At 31.3% G+C, this 17235-nt stretch carries 15 protein-coding genes; 8 read left to right on the plus strand and 7 right to left on the minus strand.

All coding sequences use genetic code 11. From position 1 onward, the window contains the following. Positions 1-41: 41 nt before the first annotated feature. Positions 42-368 carry a YbaB/EbfC family nucleoid-associated protein gene (locus B0A78_RS09880; protein ID WP_065213699.1) on the minus strand — a complete coding sequence of 109 codons (327 nt, stop codon included), beginning with the start codon at positions 366-368 and terminating at the stop codon, positions 42-44. Positions 369-449: 81 nt separating this feature from the next. Between B0A78_RS09880 and B0A78_RS09885 the strand changes: the two genes are divergently transcribed. Further along, a complete protein-coding gene (locus B0A78_RS09885; RefSeq protein ID WP_065213698.1) occupies positions 450-2510 on the plus strand; it encodes a S9 family peptidase in 2061 nt (686 codons plus the stop codon). 50 nt (positions 2511-2560) lie between these two features. Next, positions 2561-3598 (plus strand): PLP-dependent cysteine synthase family protein, encoded by a 1038-nt coding sequence (locus B0A78_RS09890; protein WP_014164328.1) that lies wholly within the window; start codon positions 2561-2563, stop codon positions 3596-3598. A gap of 283 nt (positions 3599-3881) precedes the next feature. On the opposite strand, the gene B0A78_RS09895 is transcribed toward B0A78_RS09890, so the two are convergent. The 6 genes from B0A78_RS09895 to ric all read right to left on the minus strand — a co-directional run bounded on the left by B0A78_RS09895 (position 3882) and on the right by ric (position 10905). Then, positions 3882-4445, minus strand: a complete 564-nt coding sequence (locus B0A78_RS09895; protein ID WP_065213697.1) for a DUF4494 domain-containing protein — start codon at positions 4443-4445, stop codon at positions 3882-3884. 115 nt (positions 4446-4560) lie between these two features. After that, positions 4561-5298, minus strand: coding sequence for a shikimate dehydrogenase family protein (locus B0A78_RS09900; RefSeq protein WP_014164330.1), 738 nt, complete (start codon positions 5296-5298; stop codon positions 4561-4563). Between the two features lie 12 nt (positions 5299-5310). Beyond that, complete coding sequence (locus B0A78_RS09905) at positions 5311-6711, minus strand: tetratricopeptide repeat protein (protein ID WP_065213696.1); 1401 nt, start codon at positions 6709-6711, stop codon at positions 5311-5313. 137 nt (positions 6712-6848) lie between these two features. Next, positions 6849-8033: an aspartate aminotransferase family protein gene (locus B0A78_RS09910; protein ID WP_014164447.1), complete on the minus strand. Its 1185-nt coding sequence runs from the start codon at positions 8031-8033 to the stop codon at positions 6849-6851. Positions 8034-8255: 222 nt separating this feature from the next. After that, positions 8256-9959, minus strand: coding sequence for an OstA-like protein (locus B0A78_RS09915; RefSeq protein ID WP_097609640.1), 1704 nt, complete (start codon positions 9957-9959; stop codon positions 8256-8258). Between the two features lie 220 nt (positions 9960-10179). Continuing rightward, entirely contained in the window at positions 10180-10905 is a 726-nt protein-coding gene (ric, locus tag B0A78_RS09920; RefSeq protein WP_173668582.1) for an iron-sulfur cluster repair di-iron protein, read from the minus strand. Positions 10906-11105: 200 nt separating this feature from the next. Here ric and B0A78_RS09925 point away from each other — a divergent pair, with 200 nt between their 5' ends. The 6 genes from B0A78_RS09925 to B0A78_RS09950 all read left to right on the plus strand — a co-directional run bounded on the left by B0A78_RS09925 (position 11106) and on the right by B0A78_RS09950 (position 17183). Beyond that, entirely contained in the window at positions 11106-11540 is a 435-nt protein-coding gene (locus B0A78_RS09925; RefSeq protein WP_041253154.1) for a c-type cytochrome, read from the plus strand. 15 nt (positions 11541-11555) lie between these two features. Continuing rightward, positions 11556-12887: a cbb3-type cytochrome c oxidase subunit I gene (locus B0A78_RS09930; RefSeq protein ID WP_014164443.1), complete on the plus strand. Its 1332-nt coding sequence runs from the start codon at positions 11556-11558 to the stop codon at positions 12885-12887. A 62-nt stretch (positions 12888-12949) separates the two neighbouring features. Beyond that, a complete protein-coding gene (locus B0A78_RS09935; RefSeq protein WP_097609641.1) occupies positions 12950-14206 on the plus strand; it encodes an alginate export family protein in 1257 nt (418 codons plus the stop codon). Positions 14207-14243: 37 nt separating this feature from the next. Next, positions 14244-15683: a copper-containing nitrite reductase gene (gene nirK, locus B0A78_RS09940; RefSeq protein WP_097609642.1), complete on the plus strand. Its 1440-nt coding sequence runs from the start codon at positions 14244-14246 to the stop codon at positions 15681-15683. Between the two features lie 27 nt (positions 15684-15710). Then, positions 15711-16550: a formylglycine-generating enzyme family protein gene (locus tag B0A78_RS09945; protein WP_014164440.1), complete on the plus strand. Its 840-nt coding sequence runs from the start codon at positions 15711-15713 to the stop codon at positions 16548-16550. A gap of 54 nt (positions 16551-16604) precedes the next feature. Then, the gene (locus tag B0A78_RS09950; protein WP_077225324.1) at positions 16605-17183 is read left to right on the plus strand and encodes an SCO family protein; all 579 of its coding nucleotides are present in this window, start codon (positions 16605-16607) and stop codon (positions 17181-17183) included. The last annotated feature ends 52 nt before the right edge of the window (positions 17184-17235 follow it).

Here is a 17235-nt window from a genome sequence, read left to right on the forward strand (position 1 = left end):
TAAAGGAATCGTTTTTAAAAAGCATCTATTAATATTTAAATTTATTTAAACAATCCATCCATCCCAGGGATGTTAGGCATTCCATCTTTAGCAACCGCACCTAATTCAGCTTCGTTTACAGCTGTTGCTTTTTCAATAGCTTTGTTTAATATTAATACCAGATAGTCTTCTAATTGATCTTTGTCTTTTAATAAACTATCATCTATGGTAATACTTCTTATTTGACGGTTAGCACTTAAGGTTACATGCAATAATCCATCATTACTTTTTTGATCTACTAAAACAGTATCTAGACGTTTTTTAGTATCTTCAATTTTTTGTTGGGTTTCTTTTAATTTGCCCATCATGCCCATAATATCTCCAAACATAATTTTTTTAGTTTTAATTTAGCCGCAAACTTACTAATTTCATTTATGAAAGTGTAAATTTGCAATTCAAAAAATAATAAAATGTCAGATATCCTTATACCTCCTGTGGCTAAGATTATACCACAAAAATTAGAAATACATAATGATGTGCGTATAGATAATTATTATTGGTTAAATGATCGAGAAAATCAAGACGTAATTGATTATTTGAATGCAGAAAACGCATATTATGAGCAAATGACTGCGCACACAAAGGATTTTCAAAACAAATTATTTCAAGAAATGAAAGCGCGTATAAAAGAAGATGAATCATCAGTACCTTATCTATATAATGGATATTGGTATATTACACGTTTTGAAAAGGGGGGAGATTATCCTATTTATTCTCGTAAAAAAGAAAGTTTAGAGGCGCCAGAAGAAATTTTGTTTAACTGTAATGAAATGGCAAAAAACTTTGCCTACTTTCAGTTAGGAGGAGTAAGTGTAAGTCCTAATAACAAGTTTGCTACTTTTGGTACAGATACGGTAAGTCGTCGTATATATACGATTCAAATTAAAAACTTAGAAACGGGTGAAATTCTTACTGATAAAATAGAAAATTGTACAGGAGGGTCAATTTGGGCCAATGATAATCAAACGATCTTTTACACCACTAAAGATCCTGTAACACTTCGTTCAAATAAAGTGTATAAACATAAAATAGGAACAAATGTTTCGGAAGATGTATTAGTTTTTGAAGAAAAAGATGAAACTTTCAGTGTATATATTTACAAAGAAAAATCAAAAAAATATTTAGTAATTGGTTCTCAAAGTACCATGACCACTGAATATCAGTATTTGAATGCTGATACACCAGATGAATCTTTCTTGATTTTCCAAAAACGAACCCGTGGTTTGGAATACACAATTTCACATTTTGGCAACAACTTTTATATATTAACGAATAAAGATAATGCCACTAATTTTAAGCTAATGAAAACTTCTGAAACAACTACTTCTAAAGAAAATTGGGTAGATGTTTTACCGCACCGTGAAGATGTTTTATTAGAAGATATTGAAATTTTTAAAGATTATTTGGTAGTTGAAGAGCGTTCGAATGGTTTAACCCAATTACGAATCATACCGTGGAGCGGAGCAGAAGCGTATTATCTTCCTTTTGAAAGTCAAACCTATACAGCTTACACATCCACTAATGTTGATTTTGATACAGAAATTCTTCGTTATGGATATCAGTCACTAAAAACACCTTCTTCAATTATAGATTTCAATATGCGGACACAAGAAAAAGAAATCAAAAAAGAACAAGAAGTTTTAGGAGGTACGTTTGATAAAGAGAATTACGAAGAAAAACGAGTATGGGCAACAGCTCGTGATGGTGTAAAAGTACCTATTTCATTAGTATACAAAAAAGGAATTGAACTTAATGCACAAAGACCTTTGTTGCAATATGCTTACGGTTCGTATGGTTATTCTATGGATTGTACTTTTTCAACCACCCGTTTGAGCCTTTTAGACCGTGGGTTTATTTATGCAATTGCCCATATTCGTGGAGGAGAAGATTTAGGTCGTCCTTGGTATGAAGATGGGAAATTACTAAAAAAGAAGAATACTTTTACCGATTTTATAGATTGTTCTAAATTTTTAATCGAAAATAAATATACTTCAGCTCAACATTTATATGCCGAAGGAGGCTCAGCAGGCGGTTTGTTAATGGGAGCAGTCATTAATATGAATCCTGAGTTGTATAACGGAATTATTTCCGCCGTACCGTTTGTAGATGTAGTAACAACCATGTTAGACGATTCGATTCCATTAACCACAGGAGAATATGATGAATGGGGTAATCCAAAGGATAAAGAATATTATGACTATATGAAATCCTATTCACCTTACGATAATGTAGAGTCAAAAGAGTATCCCAATATGTTAGTAACAACAGGTTTACATGATTCACAAGTTCAATATTGGGAACCCGCTAAATGGGTTGCTAAGTTAAGAGCATCTAAAACTGACAAAAATTTATTATTTTTAGACACGAATATGGATACAGGACATGGTGGAGCTTCTGGTAGATTTGAAGCTTTAAAAGAAATAGCAAAAGAATTTTCGTTTTTGTTTCAACTAGAAGGAATCAAACGATAAAAAATTAATAGCTTTGTAGTTCATTATCCAGAAAAAAATTAATAAACTGTATGAAGACAGAAATTAAGGCTTATAGCTCTATTTTAGAATTAATAGGAAACACGCCTTTAATTAAATTAAATAAGATAACGGATTCCTTTAAAGGAAATTTTTATGCTAAAGTAGAAGCTTTTAATCCAGGACATTCTACAAAAGATAGAATTGCTTTATACATCATTGAAGAGGCTGAGCGCAGAGGGATTTTAAAACCAGGTGATACAATAGTAGAAACAACTTCTGGTAATACAGGTTTTAGTCTTGCCATGGTGAGTATTATCAAAGGGTATAATTGTGTTTTGGCTGTGAGTTCAAAATCTTCACCTGATAAAATAGATATGCTCAAGAGTATGGGGGCAAAAGTGTATGTTTGTCCAGCCCACGTTTCTGCAGATGATGAACGTTCTTATTATAATGTAGCAAAACGTTTGCATGAAGAAACCAAAGGATCTATTTATATCAATCAATATTTTAATGAATTAAATGTTGAAGCCCATTATAAAACTACAGGTCCTGAAATTTGGGAACAAACAGGCGGTCAGGTAACGCATATTATTGCTTGTTCAGGAACAGGAGGAACATTATCAGGGACAGCAAAATTTTTAAAAGAACAAAATCCTAATATCAAAATTTTAGGAGTCGATGCCTACGGTTCAGTGCTAAAAAAATACCATGAAACCAAAGAGTTTGATTCAGATGAAATTTATCCTTACCAAATAGAAGGATTAGGAAAAAATCTGATTCCCACCGCTACCGATTTTGATATTATAGACCGCTTTATTAAAGTTACAGATGAAGAAAGCGCTCACATGTCTCGGAAATTAGCCAAAACAGAAGGAATTTTTGCAGGTTATACTTCAGGAGCCGTTTTAGAAGCTATTAGGTTGTATGATGAAGAAGCTGAATTTAATGAAGAGAGTGTAGTAGTAGCTATATTACCCGATCACGGATCTCGTTATATGAGTAAAGTATATAATGATGAATGGATGCGTTCACAAGGCTTTTTTGATAGTGTAAATGCAGAAGATCAAAAAGTAGAATTTATAAAATAAAATAAGCATAATGTGATGCTTGTTTAATCAAAAAAAACACCAAACATACACGATTCTTATTTGTATTACAGCATACAAAAAGATTTGTCCAAAATACGATGTCATTTGCTTCGCTTATTCGAATGAAGTCCTTAGGTTATCTTTGTTCTTTGATCGATTAGAGCGAAGCGATTCTAACGAAGTTAAATGACACAAGTTTTGTACTCTATATTTTTATATCAGCCTGTTTGAAAAAAAAAACATAAAATTAAAAGAAATAATCAATATTTTTTATAATAGAAGGTTATTCTTGATATTCAGATATAATTTCATTATCAAATTCCATGTGATCTATTATTTCTGAATGTGTTTCAACATCAGGTTTAGAAGCTTTGAGTTTATTAAATCGTTCTACTGCTTCTAGATCATTTTCATCACCACTAAAATAAGGGAATACATCCAGAATAGGAGACTCTGAAATGGCAGGAATGGTATAATCCCCCATTGTATTTTTCATAGCTATTTGTGTATTATCATAAGCTTCACGTACATCATTTGCTTGTACTAATAAGTATAAATTAGTTTTTCTTTCTTTTCCGCTTTCTTCATCATAGGCTATTAAAGAAACTTTTGAACGAAACCATCTATCTGTATTTTCAAATGGATGAATTTCAGCATAATTGGCCACTTTAATATTCGTTATTTTAAACTCCTCAGTCAGATAAGACATCATTTCTTGTGTAATTCTAGATTCAGCTTCGGTATAGGATAGAGCATCGACTAAATAAGGTTCTGTTGTGACTTTTTGGATGCCATTTTCGTCTACTTTTCTAAATTTTACTTTACATTCGTACCAAGTTGCGCTCATAATTTTATATTTAAGGAGGGCAAATGTACTTTTTTAATTCTAAATAATAAGGAGTTTGAGAAGATATATACTACTAGTTTATAAACAAATTTTTATAGTATTTATAATCTGTTTTTTATGCATTCCAAATTTCCCAAGCTTTCTCTGCTTGTAATACTAACATCTCATAACCATTTTTAATGATAGCTCCTTTTTCCTCAGCTTTTGTGAGAAAAGAAGTTTTTTCCGGATTATAAATCAAGTCGTATACGAGATGATTAGAAGTTATGAACTCATAGGGAATTGTAGGGCAGTCTTGAATATTAGGATACGTTCCTAATGGGGTACAATTAATTATTATAGTATATTCTGCCAGTGTAGAAGCATTTAATTGATCATAAGTGATCGTATTATTAAATTGTTGTCTTGAAACAAATAAGAAATCAATTCCTAAGTTTTTTAAAGCGTAAGCAATAGCTTTTGAAGCACCTCCCGTACCTAATAGTAAGGCTTTTTTATGATGATTACAGAGTAGAGGGGTAATTGATTCTTGAAAACCATAAAAATCAGTATTATGCCCAATCAGTTTTTTATCTGAAGTAATTTTAATCGTATTTACCGCTTCAATATCTTTTGCTGTTTCTGAAAGTTCATCTAAATAAGGTATGATTTTTTCCTTATAGGGTATTGTTACATTTAAACCTATTAAATTAGGCTCATTGATAATTATTTCTTTAAATTCACCAATTTTTTGAATATCATAATTATCATACGAAAAAATAAGGGTTAAAGATTCATTTTGAAATTTATTTGTAAAATAATTTTTAGAAAAAGAATAAGAAATATTTTTACCTAGTAATCCTAATTTTTTCATAAAATAATGTATTTATTGTAACTCATTGAATTTATTTATAATTTTTTGAATAGCTTTCATATCAAATACGGCAGGAAATAGTTCCTGTAGAATACTCTTCATTTTAAAATTATGATGTAAAGCATTTGTTAAGTGATATAATCCTTTGGTAGGGTTATCTAAAGAATAATACAACCCAGCTAAACGGTATTCTATTTGATAATGATCTAAAAACAAGACATTTGCTTTTATTAAGGTTTCTACAGAAGCTTCATATTCCCCAATAAATAATTGTGTATCCGCCCAAAATAGAATGGTTTCTAATTCTGTATCTCCTAATTCTATAGCTTTTCGATATCCTTCTTCTGCTTCTTCAAATAGTGCTAACTCTTTATTTATAGAGGCATACCGTTTCCAGTATAAAGGGTTTTCTGCATCTATACCAAGGGCTTTGTTTACATAATAAAGAGCCTTTTGAAAGTTTTCTTGGCGCATATAAAAATCCGTTATGGCTATCCATCCTTTATCTAATAAAGGATCTTCATGTACTGTTTTGTTATAATAATTTAAAGCTTCTGAATCATTGCCCATTTTTTCAAAACATTTGCCTATTCGTAATAAGGCGTAAGAGGTTGGATCTTCTAATCGAATGGTTTCTTGATAGTTCCAGATGGCTTCTTCATAGCGTTCTAAACGTTCAAGTGCTTTGGCTTTTTCCATATAGGCTCCCATGAATTGATCGTCAATAAGGGTTGCATAATCAAATGCTATGTAGGCTTCTTGGTACTGTTTTATAGTAAAGTTTAATCTACCTAGTTGGTGCCATGCAATTTCACTATAAGGATTTGTGTCTATATAGTTTTGTAAAAAGGAAATGGCTTCTTGGTATTGTTCTAAAAATTCAAAACAATAGATGACGTTATAGAGTCCGGATTGTTCTTCGGGTTCTTCTTCTAAACAAGCTATAAAATGTGTTTTGGCGAGTTCTAGTTCATCCATGAATAAATATTCCATCCCTAAAAGGTTATGAACATCAGCATAGTCATCTGTGTATTGTAAGGCTGTTTTTAGAAACTCAACGGCTTGTTTATGATCGTCTCGTTTAGAACAAATGTTTGCTTTTTGTATAAAAATTTCTTCATTGGTGGGTTCTATAGCGTATAAATCATTCAGCAGCTTTTCGGCTTGTTCGATTTTGTCTTCAAATAACAGCATTTCTACCTGAACCAACTTCAATCCAAAGGATTTGGGATGTTGCTCTAGCCCTAATTTTAGAGCTTTTTTGGCTAGACTAGGTTTGCCAATATCCATATAATGGAGGATGATATCCTCAAATTCTTCTGAATCAAAAAATAAGACCTTATTGGTTTTTAACATTGATTCAAATTTTGATAAGGATAAACTATAATCTTCTTCATTGTGACTCAAATCCATACTCCTAAGTTTTTATTATCCTTACTAAAAATAGTAAAGTTGGCGTTTATAATGGGTTAAAAAACGATTTTTTTTGAACAATTTAATGAACAAAATAAAGACGTTTTTGATTATTGTTTTCGTTCAATTTTTGATTATTAATCAGCCTCTATTTCATTCATAGCATCAATAATAATGCCACATCCTTCCTCTATTTCTTCATTTGATAAGGTCAGAGGTGGTGTTATACGTATAGCATTTCCTTCAAATAGTAACCAGAAAAGGATTAATCCTTTTTCTTGGCATTTAAAAATAACTTGATTTGTAATTTCTGGACTATCTGTCATAATAGCCAGCATTAGTCCTTGACCACGAATCTCTTTTATTAGTGGATGGATCAACAATTTACGAAATAATTGTTCTTTTTCCAAACATTGAAACATTAAATCTGTTTCAATTAATTCTTTTAAGGTAGCTAAACTAGCTGCTGCTATTACAGGATGCCCTCCAAAAGTGGTTATATGCCCTAATTTTGGATTTTGACTCAATAAATCCATGTGTTTTTCGTTGGCCGTAAAAGCACCAACTGGCATTCCTCCTCCCATTCCTTTACCCATCACAACAATATCAGGAATAACATCATAGTTCATAAAACCAAATAGTTTTCCTGTACGTCCGAAACCAGGCTGAATTTCATCTAAAATCATTAAAGCTCCCACCTCATCACAACGCTGGCGTACTTTTTTTAGAAAATCATTTTGAGGCTGAATGAATCCAGCTCCTCCTTGAATTGTTTCTAAAATAATACCTGCTGTACGTGTTGTAATTTTTTGTAAATCTTCCTCATTATTGAACGTAATGAAGTCTACATCTGGAATTAATGGACGAAAGGCTTGTTTTCGTTCTTCAAATCCCATAACACTCATTGATCCCATAGTATTTCCATGATACGCATTATAACAAGAAATTAATTGACTACGTCCTGTTACTCTTCGAGCTAATTTTAAAGCCCCTTCTGTTGCTTCGGTACCTGAATTTACTAAATAGGTTTTGTTTAACTGAGTAGGCATATTTTGAGCTAGTAACGTACAAAATTGGACTGCGGGATCTTGTGCGTATTCGCCATAAACCATTACATGAGCATACTTATCCATTTGGTCTATGATGGCTTGTTTGACGCGTGGATGCTGATGTCCTAGGGTACAAGCTGAAACTCCAGCCACAAAATCTAAATATTTCTTCCCTTTTGTATCGTATATATAAGAACCTATGGCGTGAGATACTTCCATTCCTAGTGGATGAGGAGAGGTTTGTGCTTGGTATTTATAAAAATCTTTTAACATGGATTATTATCTAAATATTCTAAAATAAAAATAAAAAAGAATAATTTGTTTTTTAACTCAGATTATGTATTGGAAATTTATTACTGATAAAAATAATTTTGAATCTAAAAAAATATTCTTTTTTATCGTCAATCTAGAAAAACTATATCTCTGATCTTTTTTTGTATCTTTTTATCTTCATCAAAAATCTAACACATCATCTTGGATTAAAATAATTTTGGATTATTTTTTATAATTTGATTTATTTTTTTCTTTGTTTGTTTTAATTTTATTGGTTTTATGAAATTCCAATGTTTCTTTAGTAGGACTTAGTGGTACATTGGGTTCTTGTTCTTTTTTCTTAACTTCTGCTTTGGCTTTAGTATCTAGTTCTATTTCTTCTTTTGGAAAAATATCTTCTAGTTTTAAAATTTGTTCGTTTTCTCGCCAAAGAAAACCTTTTAGTTTTCTATCATTTTCGGGAAGTTCGTCTTCTGGATAAATTTGCCCATCTGGTTTGGTAAAAAATGTAACGCTATCTATAGCATTTCCCTCTCCCATTAACATATTTATTTTACTACTTACATTTTTATTTATACCGATTAGTTCTTGTTTATCATTACGCATGTAGTAAATAACTTCTGTGTTTTTAATCAGGTCTACTTCTTTTAATTTATTATTTATAAATTTACCGTATAAATTAACTCCTTTTACTTGATTAAATCCATCTCCAATGGTATCTTTTGAAATGATAAAAGCATTATTAAATACTTTTAAGGAATCTACTTTTTTAGCAATTGTATCTGAAATAATATGTATTAAATCGCCTGTAAGCTGTCTTTTTTCATTCCAAAATACTGGTTTTCCAATCATTTGGGTAAGTCCTTTTTTTTCATTAAAATGAATAGAATCACATTTACCACTCATATCTTTTTTAAAAAAACGAGCATTATTATATCCTCTTATGATCCTTTTTTTTGTTTTTCCTGTAATTACAATACGTTTTGCATGAAACCAGACTGAATCTTTCTCAAAAAGTCCTGATACTAATGCTTTTTTAGTGATGTACATAGAATCTTTTTTCTTATATACTTCTGCATAATGTCCTTTTATTATTGTTTTATTAATTGTATCCGTTACCTTAACATTATTACGAGCGCGTGCAAAATCATTTTTTCGATCGTAATACAAATCTTCTCCTTCTATTATCCGATCTCTATACTTGATTTTAGAACCCTTTTGTAGTTTTCCTTCATCCTTTTTTGTATCATAAAAACCCTTAGTTGTGTAAATTGTATTATTGGCGGACGCTATGGTTGAGGGGCCAAAAACATACGCGTGTCCTGAATTAGTATAATAATCAAGATGATTTGTGCGAATTGTATGAGTAGGATTATTTACTGTAACAGCCGTTTTAAACTCAAATTTCTTTTGGTTTAAATGATAACGTCCTGATTTACTAGTAAGCGTATTTTCAGCATCTCGAATGGTTCCATAGGTATTATAGTAAGCTTGTTGGCTTTTACGATCAAAATTAATAGTATCGGTAGTTACAGTCATTTTAGGATCCGTCATTACCACATTTCCTGTTGCAAAAGCAAATTTGGTATTTCCATTATATTCGGCGTAACGACTAGACATAGTAAGCGTATCACCTTGAACTAAGTTTACATTTCCAAATGCTTTTACATAATTTTGTTTAGTAAAATGATATGCTTTATTACAAGACATACGTATGCCTTGGTGTAAAATACGAACATTCCCTGTAAAAACAATCGCTCCAGGTACTTCTGTTTCTGATTTGTCCAAAAAGTCGGCGCCTTCAATTATAATTTGTTTGCCTGTTTCTACAGGTAAAGCTTCTATTGGACTAGTAATTTGAGCAGTTGTAATTTGAATACTTAAGAAAGTAACTACAATAAGTATTTTGTATAATATAGAGTTCAAAGTGTTTTTTCTGCCAAAATTAATTAATTATGACCATTTGAGTAATAATATAATCATAAAATTTTAAGATGAAAAGTGGTTCTTATTTAATTTTGGTCTCTTTGGTTAAATTTATAAAATGACTTGAGAAGAAAAAAGAATCTTAAGATTCTTTTTTCTTCTCAAAAAATCTAACATATACACTCTCCTATCAATATTTTTAATAGGATATAGCAATTTTTTAATAAACTAATTTTGTTTCTAATTGTATAGCAGAAGGAAAAAGAATATTGTTTTCAAGATGAATGTGTTTGTGCAAATCTTCTTCAAATTCCTTCAGCATTGCATAAGTAACTTTGTATGTGTTACAAACTCCTTGAGGGGGTGTATATTGGTTAGTGAGCTTACTAATTTTACTAAATCTATCTCCTTCATTCTCATGTTCATGCTTCATCATTTGAATAGGATTATTAACGGTTATAAAACTAGGTAGAGAAATTTCCGTATTATCAGTGACTACTTCTACCATTTTTTTTATAAAAGGAAAAAGAATTAATTCCTCTTTTTTCATGTGCTGGGTTAAATCATTTGAACTGGCTACAAAAAGTGCTCTTATTTCAAAAAGTTCTGGGTGCTTCGTCCCGTGAACATCACAAATTTTATTTAGAAATTGTATTATGATAGGTAGTTTTTCTTCGACATAGGTATGATGTCTTGATTCTATATGTTCAATAAGTCTATCCAATGGCATCGTTTTAAAACTATTTAAATCATCATTTAAATCTTTATCAAAGGAATTTAATTCATCTAATAAAATCTCTTCCTTAATTCCTATTATCTCACATACTTCATTAATGGTTCTATTTCCTTTACAACAAAAATCGATTCCATATTTTGAAAAAATTTGAGCCGTTCTATAATCTTCTGCAACATATTCGCCTATTAGTTTATTTTTTATTACATCCATTTTTGTCCATTTTATAATTAACCTCTCGAAATTACTTCTTAATTCTTTTTCTTTTTATGACTCAGATCATATAGTAAAAAACCTTGATTAAAAAGACCTTGTATGACAAATATCATATATAGTTAAGGTAATGTTAATGAAATTTGTTATTCAAATAAGACAAAAACATCTCATTAATAATAATTAAAAAAAGAATAATTATGCTATCAAAATCGCAGGCAAGAATGTTTTTTTTGGGAGGTACATTAGTAACGTTTCTAATTTTTATTGGATTAACAATCTATTCATTTTCCTCAAACAACGATCAAACAAACTACACTAAGATTAACGCACAGGTAATCCGTGGCAAAGAAATTTGGGAATCTAATAATTGCATGGGGTGTCATACGATTTTGGGAGAGGGTGCTTATTATGCTCCTGAGTTAACCAAAGTTATTGATAGACGAGGTGAAAATTATATTAAAGCTGTTTTAATGTCACCTATACCTTGGGCTCCTAACGGAAGAAAAATGGTAGCCTATAAAATGAGTTCTGAAGATGCCGATGCTATGGTAGCCTACTTAAAATGGATTGGTGGTATTGATTTAAATGGATTTGACAGAGTCGTTTCACCATTATCAAAAGTAAATAATTAATAAAAAGTAATTGATATGAAATATAAATCACAAAAAGTAGCCTATTGGTTTTTTGCCTTATGTATGCTATTATTAGCACTTCAAATAATCTATGGTTTTATTATGGGCTTTGCCCGAATTGGACTAGATGGGTTACATGATATCATCCCTTTTAATACTGCCAGAGCTGTACACACTAATTTACTTGTAGTTTGGTTATTAACAGGTTTTATGGGAGCTGCTTACTACATTATTCCCGAAGAAGCACAACAAGAATTAGTAAATGTAAAATTAGCTTATGTTCAATTAATATCACTGGCTGTTGTGGGGGTAGTAGCTGTAATAGGCTATCACTTTAATCATTGGGAAGGTAGAAAATTTTTAGAAATCCCAAGAGAATTAGATTATTTAGTAGTCATAAATGTGCTTTTATTCCTAGGATTAATAATTACAACCCTATTTAAAGCAGAAAGAAAAACAACAACTGCATTGGTTCTATCAATGGGCTTAGTATTTGCGGCTTTGTTATACTTACCTGGTATGATTTGGTTTGATAGTCAGGTAATGGATTCTTTTTTCCGTTGGTGGGTAGTTCATTTATGGGTAGAAGGCGTTTGGGAATTAATCATGGGAGGTATTTTATCATTCTTATTAATCAAATTAACAGGTGTTGACCGTGAAGTTATTGAAAAATGGTTATATGTAATTGTGGGATTAACATTCTTATCAGGTATTCTTGGAACAGGTCATCATTATTACTACATAGGTGTAAACAAAATTTGGTTAATCATAGGAGGCATTTTCTCTGCTCTAGAACCTTTAGCTTTTTTAGGTATGGCTTTATTTGCGGTGAATATGTATAGAAAAGGAGAAAAAAAGCATCCTAATAAATTAGCTCTGTACTGGACATTAGGGTCCGCAATTGTATCTTTTATAGGTGCAGGTCTACTGGGTTTTGCTCATACCCTTCCTCAAACCAATGTATATACACACGGAACTCTAGTTACCGCAATGCACGGACATCTAGCATTTTGGGGAGCATACGCCATGATTGTATTAGCAATTATTAGTTATGCAATACCTAATCTTACAGGAAGAAAAAGATACGATTCAGTTACAGGACGTATGGCCTTTTGGTTATCAAATATTGGTATGTTAGGTATGACCACCGCTTTTGGGGTAGCTGGAGTCGCTCAAGTATACCTTGAAAGAAAGTTTAAAATGGAGTTTATGACCGTTCAAAATGAAATAGCTATTCATTTTGTAGTACTGCTACTATGTGCCACATTATTCACTATAGGAATTTCTTTATACATATACGATTTTATTAAACACGGTAAAACGAACGATGAGGCCTTCATTGGCTAAAAAATATAACAGCTGAAAAACAAACTAAAACAACAGTTACTAACAAATAAATTTTAATAGTTATGAAACCTGTGTATTTAACAATTGCGGGATTATTCTCATCTGTGGTTTTTTCTCAACAACTTAATGTAAATGCTGATTTAAGAGCACGACTAGAAAATAGAAATGGTTATAGCACACTAAAACCCTTTAATGAAAAAGCGGCCACTTTTACTTCTCAAAGAACTCGTATTTCTTTTGATTATAGCCATAATCATTTAAAATTAGTCGCTTCGCCTCAAAACGTGAGAACTTGGGGGGATGTATTAACTAATTCAAAAAATGATACAGGTATAAATTTCCATGAAGCTTATGGAGAAGTAAAATTAAATGACAAATTGTCTTTTAAAATAGGACGACAAGAAATAGCGTATGACGATCATAGAATTTTAGGAAGTATAGACTGGACAATGCAGGCTAAAAGTCATGATGCTTTTCTATTTAAGATTACTCCTTCTAGTAAACAAATCATACATATAGGTCTTGCATACAATGCAAATAAAGAAACTAATTTTAAAGAAATTTATCTTCCTTCTCAATATAAATCGCTCCAATATGCTTGGTATAATGGAACTTTTAAGAATTTAAATTTAAGCTTATTAATCTTAAACAATGGTATGCCTTATTTGATAAATGGAGAAGAAAAAATAGATTATAGTCAAACATTCGGACCTAGATTCGTATTCAAGAAAGGAAATTGGAATATTGATGGAGCTACTTATCTTCAAACAGGAAAAATAAATACAAATCGTGTAATGGCTAATTACTTTACTACAAACATAAATTACAAATTTGTTCCGTCATTCCTAGCAGGTCTTGGTTTTGAATATATATCAGGAAAAGATCAAGATGATACTAGTAGCGACATTAAATCGTTTAATCCGTTGTATGGAACAAATCATAAGTTTAATGGATATATGGATTATTTTTATGTAGGAAATCACATTAATACTGTAGGTTTAACTGATTTTTATCTGAATTTACAATACGAAAAAGATAAATTTTCTGCACGTCTTTCACCTCATTACTTTTTATCAAGTGCAAATATTTATCAATTAGGAGAAAAAAAAGATAATTATTTAGGTACTGAAATTGATTTTACAGCTTCTTATAAACTATTTGAAAATATAACCCTAGACGGTGGATTCTCTCAAATGTTTGCCACAACCTCTATGGAAATTATAAAAGGTGGTAATAAAAACAATGGTAATAATTGGGGTTTTTTATCCATAAAAATTAACCCCAACCTATTCTATTCAAACTTTAAGATTCAAAATTAACCCTAATACAAATACAATAATATTTAAAATTTACATTATGATTAAGCATTTAATATTCTCGGCCTCTTTAGCCAGCTTATTGCTTATTGGCTGTAAGAAAACATCTAATTCCTCATCTATTGATCCCGCTTCAATCGAAGTAGAAGGCGATCCAATTCAGGCAGAATTAACAGCTCCTCCTTTTGTTCCCAAACCTGTAGGCGATCGATCTGCCAAAAAACTTATTGTCAATATGGAAATTATTGAAAAAGAAGGTGAAATGGCGGATGGTGTAAAATATGTATATTGGACCTATGGTGGTTCTGTACCAGGAAGCTTTATTAGAACAAGAATTGGCGATGAAGTTGAATTTCATTTAAAAAATCACCCTAACAATAAACTTCCTCATAATATAGATTTACACGCTGTTACAGGTCCTGGTGGTGGTGCAAAGTCTTCGTTTGTAGCTCCTGGTCATGAAGTTACCTTTTCGTTTAAAGTACTCAATCAAGGTCTTTATGTATACCATTGCGCTACTGCTCCAGTAGGTATGCACATTGCAAATGGTATGTACGGTTTAATACTTGTTGAACCAGAAGGAGGGTTACCGCCAGTTGATAAAGAATACTACGTAATGCAAGGTGATTTCTATACAAAAGGAGCCAACGGTGAAAAAGGATTACAACCTTTTGATATGGCAAAAGCCATTAAAGAAGAACCTGATTATGTTGTTTTTAATGGTAAAACAGGTTCGTTAGTAGGTGATAATGCCTTAACCGCAAAAGTCGGAGAAAGAATTCGTTTGTTTGTAGGCAATGGTGGTCCTAACTTAGTTTCTTCTTTCCATGTTATAGGCGAAATATTTGATAATGTTCACATAGAAGGAGGAAAAACAATTAATCATGATGTACAAACCACTCTAGTACCTGCTGGTGGCGCTGCTATTGTAGATTTTAAAGTAGAAGTTCCTGGTACTCTAATTCTAGTAGACCACTCGATCTTTAGAACCTTTAATAAAGGTAGTTTAGGAATGATTAACGTTACTGGAGAGGATAATAAAAAAGTATATTCTGGAACTCAATCAGATCAGGTATATCTTCCTGAAGGAGGAACAATTCAGTCTATGCCTAATGAAAGAGTCGTTAAACCTGCTAAAGCAGTTACACTTACTGAACGTATTGCTGACGGTAAATCAGTTTATGGAAAAACCTGTTTTGCATGCCATCAAGCTAGTGGCGAAGGATTACCTAATGCCTTCCCTCCTCTTGCCAAATCTGATTTCTTAAATGCTGATATTAATAGAGCTATTGAAATTATATTAAAAGGTAAAACAGGTGAAATAACTGTAAATGGTAAAAAATTTAATAGTGTTATGACCGCTCAAACACTTACAGATGAAGAAGTAGCAAATGTTCTTACTTACGTATATAGCCAATGGGGTAATAGTAAAAAAGAAGTTACACCTGCCATGGTTGCAGCTGTTAGAGCTAAAAAATAATATCCAAATTTTTTAATTATTAATTCTATGAAACGTTTATATTTCCTTATAATCATACTTATTTTTATTTCTTGTCAAGAAAAAACAGACGTAGAAACGAATCGAAATATAAACCAACCATCTATTTCTACTCTTAAAGACAAGTCTTTCGGAGTAGAAACTCAGATGGTATACATAAAAGGAGGGGCTTATATCCCTCTTTATGGAAAAAACAATAAAAAAGTTGATATTTCTAGTTTTTATATGGATGTATATCCTGTAACCCATCAAAACTTTTTAGCTTTTGTAAAAACCAATAACAGGTGGCAAAGATCAAAAATCAAAAAAATTTTTGCTGATGAAAACTATCTTAAAAATTGGAAATCTAATACTGAAATTGAGAATAAAGATAAATTAAATTACCCTGTTACAAATGTTTCTTGGTATGCGGCAAATGCCTATTGCGAATGTCAAGGCAAACGTCTAGCCACAGTAGACGAATGGGAATATGTGGCTATGGCAAATGATAAACTCCCCGATGCACGAAAACAAAAATCATATAATCAATTCATTTTAGATTGGTACGAAAAACCACAAGCGTATGATCACGAAGTAGGAAAAACATTCAAAAATTACTATGGTGTATACGATTTACACGGATTAGTATGGGAATGGACTTCTGACTTTAGCTCCATCCTTTTAACGGGAGAATCTAGAAATGATGTTACTACTGACAAAAACCTATTTTGTGGCAGCGGCTCATTAAACGCATCGGACCTAATGAATTATGCCGCCTTTATGCGATACGCTTTTAGAGGTAGTATAAAAGCTAATTATGCCATACAAAACCTTGGATTTAGATGCGTAAAAGATTCTATAAAAAGATAAAATTTAGAAACATGAAATACTCCATCTAACCTATGATAAATAAATTTTATATACATGAAAAAATTAGTATTTATACTTAGTTTTCTTTCATTATTGGGATGTAAAAAAATAGATCCAAAAACAGAAAATAACACTATATCAGAAGAATCTATTTTTAACCTAACCAGCCAATGGAAAACCCAAGATAACAAAACCATTTACCTTGAAAACTTAAAGGGAAAGGTAAGTGTAATGGTTATGATTTATACAAGCTGCAAAGCCGCTTGTCCTAGATTAGTAGCGGATATGCGCGATATAGAATCAAAAATACCTAAAAACAAACTAACACAATTAAATTTTGTTTTAGTCAGTATAGATCCTGAAAACGATACCCCTGAAAGATTGAAAAAATTTGCCAAAGAAAACCTAATGAATGCACCACATTGGACTTTTTTGCAAGGTAATCCAAATACCGTTCAAGAATTTGCTAACGTACTTGCTGTTAAGTATAAAAAAATTTCTCCTATGGATTTTTCACACTCAAATATTATAAGTGTATTTAATAAAAACGGAGAACTTATTTATCAACAAGAAGGATTAGGAGTAAACAATGAAAATACAATTCATAAAATTATTGAAACTCTAAAAAATTAATTTATAAAAACAATCAAACGGAATCTTTATCCCCTTCTACACACGTTCATAC

The organism is Flavobacterium columnare NBRC 100251 = ATCC 23463, from assembly GCF_002530675.1.
GTDB lineage: Bacteria > Bacteroidota > Bacteroidia > Flavobacteriales > Flavobacteriaceae > Flavobacterium > Flavobacterium columnare.

Bases quoted from the DNA above. Each gene is read 5' to 3' on its own strand.
- B0A78_RS09880 (WP_065213699.1), bottom strand. From the start codon at position 368: ATGTTTGGAGATATTATGGGCATGATGGGCAAATTAAAAGAAACCCAA.
- B0A78_RS09885 (WP_065213698.1), top strand. From the start codon at position 450: ATGTCAGATATCCTTATACCTCCTGTGGCTAAGATTATACCACAAAAA.
- B0A78_RS09890 (WP_014164328.1), top strand. From the start codon at position 2,561: ATGAAGACAGAAATTAAGGCTTATAGCTCTATTTTAGAATTAATAGGA.
- B0A78_RS09895 (WP_065213697.1), bottom strand. From the start codon at position 4,445: ATGAGCGCAACTTGGTACGAATGTAAAGTAAAATTTAGAAAAGTAGAC.
- B0A78_RS09900 (WP_014164330.1), bottom strand. From the start codon at position 5,298: ATGAAAAAATTAGGATTACTAGGTAAAAATATTTCTTATTCTTTTTCT.
- B0A78_RS09905 (WP_065213696.1), bottom strand. From the start codon at position 6,711: ATGGATTTGAGTCACAATGAAGAAGATTATAGTTTATCCTTATCAAAA.
- B0A78_RS09910 (WP_014164447.1), bottom strand. From the start codon at position 8,033: ATGTTAAAAGATTTTTATAAATACCAAGCACAAACCTCTCCTCATCCA.
- ric (WP_173668582.1), bottom strand. From the start codon at position 10,905: ATGGATGTAATAAAAAATAAACTAATAGGCGAATATGTTGCAGAAGAT.
- B0A78_RS09925 (WP_041253154.1), top strand. From the start codon at position 11,106: ATGCTATCAAAATCGCAGGCAAGAATGTTTTTTTTGGGAGGTACATTA.
- B0A78_RS09930 (WP_014164443.1), top strand. From the start codon at position 11,556: ATGAAATATAAATCACAAAAAGTAGCCTATTGGTTTTTTGCCTTATGT.
- B0A78_RS09935 (WP_097609641.1), top strand. From the start codon at position 12,950: ATGAAACCTGTGTATTTAACAATTGCGGGATTATTCTCATCTGTGGTT.
- nirK (WP_097609642.1), top strand. From the start codon at position 14,244: ATGATTAAGCATTTAATATTCTCGGCCTCTTTAGCCAGCTTATTGCTT.
- B0A78_RS09945 (WP_014164440.1), top strand. From the start codon at position 15,711: ATGAAACGTTTATATTTCCTTATAATCATACTTATTTTTATTTCTTGT.
- B0A78_RS09950 (WP_077225324.1), top strand. From the start codon at position 16,605: ATGAAAAAATTAGTATTTATACTTAGTTTTCTTTCATTATTGGGATGT.